2 protein-coding genes are annotated in these 2,893 nt (G+C 53.3%); both read left to right on the plus strand.

What is annotated here, in order from left to right:
* Nucleotides 1-473: 473 nt before the first annotated feature.
* Entirely contained in the window at nt 474-1,451 is a 978-nt protein-coding gene (locus HMPREF2942_RS00120) for a replication protein RepA (protein WP_070687835.1), read from the plus strand.
* Nucleotides 1,452-1,845: 394 nt separating this feature from the next.
* Complete coding sequence (locus HMPREF2942_RS00125; RefSeq protein WP_070687838.1) at nt 1,846-2,403, plus strand: hypothetical protein; 558 nt, start codon at nt 1,846-1,848, stop codon at nt 2,401-2,403.
* The last annotated feature ends 490 nt before the right edge of the window (nt 2,404-2,893 follow it).

Here is a 2,893-nt window from a genome sequence, read left to right on the forward strand (position 1 = left end):
AAATGTCCCCCCTATTGGGTACGAAATGTCCCCCTTTTTTGAGATGGAGTGACCCCCCGTATTTTCTGGTATTGGGTACAAAATATCCCCCCTTAAAAACGTATTGGGTACGAAATGTCCCCACCCTAAAGTTCACTTCAACCTTTAGTGAAAACGAGGTGGGGACCCTGAGGTGAAGAGCAGCTTTTCAAAGCACTAGAAAGAGGTACCTAAGGGCAATTAGGTACAAAATGTCCCCCTCCTAAATTCATCTCTGATGCAGGGGGAGTTGAGTTGAAAAATGCACGGCGGCGCAATCGAAAGAATATGCTAATATCGAGGTACTCACTCGTTATATTCACCAACCGATGAGTCTGGGAAGTAAACATTCTCCAGGAGGACTCTGACGGTATGAAAATACCGCCAGAAGAAAAGGGCGATTTCCTCCTGGCGGCGTAGCCTTCCCAAAAATAAGCATGAAAAAAGAGGAAGACATGACCAAGTCTACCAATGAACCCAGCGGCGACGTTGCGCAGTGGAGTGAATCATCTGAAGATTCACGCATCGCACACTACCCCGAAACGTTCCTCTCCTTCGCTCTGCCTCACCGTGCACCTGTGATGCGCACCAGCGGAGGAGAGAAGACCGACATTCCCTCCATCTCCTGGGAACGCCATAACGGCAACCACTCATTGACCATGACCGCCGGAATCATCACTACGGTAGATCGAGACGGCACCCCCCAAACCGAACGCCTCGTGCCTTACGGTAAGTACTCCCGTATCCTGCTGCACTATTTGTGCACCGAAGCTGTTAAAGCAGGTGGCCCGCACATCAGTCTGGCCACCAGTTATAAAGGGTTCCTACGGGACCTCGGCATCCCCTGGAGCTCCCGAAACGCCCGCGAAGTCGAACGTCAGTTGCGAGCGCTGCTAGCTCTTACGCTCCAGTCCACGACGGTGAGTACGGACGCTGATGGGGACCATCTGGTGCACACCATCAACTGTGTGGTGGGTGAAGAGGTGACCATCGCTTTTAGTCCTGACGGGAACCTCAATGAGCGTAAGAGTCAGTTGGTGCTGAGTCAGCGTTTCTATGATCAGGTGGTTCAGCGGTATCCGATTCCTCATGGGCGTCATCGTTGGGAGCAGTTGGTGGCTTTGACGAAGTCGCCGTTGACGCTTGATATTTTCCTGTGGCTTAAGCATCGCTTGTATCAGGTGGAGCAGGGTGTTCCGACGCGTGCGGTGATTTCGTGGGAGGCGTTGGCTGGACAGTTTGGTGCTGATACCAGTGTGAAGGCGTTTCGGAAGAAGTTCATTGATGCGGCTCGAGAGATTGCTGAAGTGGACCCGAATCTTATTGCGCGTGTTGAACGTATTGATCAGCGTGGTACTGGTCGTTTGGTGCGTGGGATTCGTTTGCATTCTGCGCGTGAGATTGGCACGGGGTATAAGACTTTGGCTGATTAGAAGATAGCTGGTGCTCTGCTTTCCTAAGGTGGTGTGGAAGGTGTTGCCGCCTTGAGGGGGTATGTCTGTGTGCTGGTTGTCTGAAAGATGCGGTAGTTTAGAAGTGAGTTAAAACCGTTTTGTGGAGGGTTCTTCGGGCTGTGGCCTGAAGGGCCCTCCATTTTTGTGCCCGTGTGTGGAGGGTGCCTTTGGGGGGTAGGGCTGAGCTGTGCTGCTGGGTGGAAGGTGTTGCGTGTGGCTGCGCCTTTATTGAAGAGGTGTGGTGGTGTGTATTTGGCGGATCAGAGTAAGGGATTTAGCAAAGGGACAAACCGGGAAATTTGAGAATTTAAGACAGCGCATAGCGAGACGATGGAGGCACCAACAACCCCCTTACCGAAAGGAATGAGTCGCTATGGGAACCATTGACCCGAACCCCTTTGAGAACCTTCTTGCTGTGCAGGTGTACGCCCCCAAATCATGGGTAGCTTCCGCCCATCTGAACGGGCGTGCCGCCGCTGAACTTTTCCCCCTTGATGGCGGGGTATCAACCACCGTATGCACTGTGGAGGGGTTCGCCCGCCATGTCGCCGAAAAGCTGTACACCTTGGGCGTGCTGAGCTTGGAAGAGTTCTATGATGTGCCGGTGCGTACTGACTGGAAGATTAGCTATGTGCTCTCATGGGCTAACCGCTTTGGCATTGAGGTTAAGCTTTGCCCCATTCTCGCTATCATGCCCCCGGTGTCCGCCGGTACTACGGGGGCTCAGCGTGCCCGTAGCGTCTTTGACAGCATTCTAGAGGCTGTGCCCGCCCCTGGGTATGCACAGCTCATTGAGCGGGTGCAGACCCATGTGCGTGCTCACCTTGGAGATGACCACGTGCGTTACGTTCTGCATCATGAAGGCTTTGCCCTTCAGGAACCTTCTAGTCTCTCATGCGGCTATCTTATGGGTGAGGTGCTGGAAGGCTAAGCGGTAAGCGGGGCGGTGCTGGAGGGTGTACCCTCCAGCACCGCAGCTTGCCCCATTTAGCAAAGGGACAAACGAGTTAGAACTTTGAAAGTTCCGCCCTAAGAACCGAGGTGCTAAAGACGTAACCTCTGGCTGGAGGGAAATCCCTTAGTTGATCTTCGCTGCCTTATGGAAGGGGTGGAGGTTATAGAGGCTTCGCATTACAGGCCCAGCTCGTGACAAGGTCTATCGCCGATAGTGAGTGCAGGATTGTTGATCTTCTGATGGATGATGCAACAGCCCATGAGTCTGATGAGCACAGAGAAGAAGGGTCCGAAGACGGGGGGTGACAGCCGCATTTAGCGGAAAACTGTCCACTGCAAACGGCTGCACGTCGGACGGGAAGCGTTACGTGACGTGCTGGTTTGTCGGCGCTCTAGCGTGTGCTGAGATAAGATCCATCACTGCACATTCTGCCAAATGGAGACTTAACAGCATGTCAACATGTGTG

The organism is Rothia sp. HMSC071C12 (assembly GCF_001813895.1).
In the GTDB taxonomy this organism is placed as follows: domain Bacteria; phylum Actinomycetota; class Actinomycetes; order Actinomycetales; family Micrococcaceae; genus Rothia; species Rothia mucilaginosa.